Source organism: Mesorhizobium sp. M5C.F.Ca.ET.164.01.1.1, assembly GCF_004792125.1.
Classification (GTDB): Bacteria; Pseudomonadota; Alphaproteobacteria; order Rhizobiales; family Rhizobiaceae; genus Mesorhizobium; species Mesorhizobium wenxiniae.
The window spans coordinates 1-346 of sequence record NZ_SRTG01000280.1; the positions used below are offsets into that span (position 1 = coordinate 1).

Genomic DNA, 346 nt, shown 5'->3' on the forward strand with positions numbered 1-346 from the left:
TCCAGCCCTTCCTCGATGCCGTCGGCGCGCTCGACTATGCTAAGGACAGGATCAAGCTGGTCTTTTGCGAGGGCGACAGCGTGGACGGAAGCTGGGAGCGGTTGCAGCAAGCCGTCGCGCCGCTGACCCGCATTTATCGGGACGTGATCCTGCTGCAGAAGCAGACAGGCCTGCGACTCGACCGGATGAAGCGCGCCAAGCGAGGCCTGCAGCGCATGAGGCGCGGCGCCATCGCGAAGGTGCGAAACCACCTGATCGACCACGGCCTCGACGCGAGCGACGATTGGGCGTTGTGGGTCGATATCGACGTGTGGCGATTTCCCCGCGATATCTTGAGCCGGCTTAT

1 pseudogene is annotated in these 346 nt (G+C 63.6%); it reads left to right on the forward strand.

The annotated features are described in order from the left end of the window. Positions 1-346: pseudogene (locus EN807_RS33475) on the forward strand (ANP1/MMN9/VAN1 family protein); the annotation flags it as partial.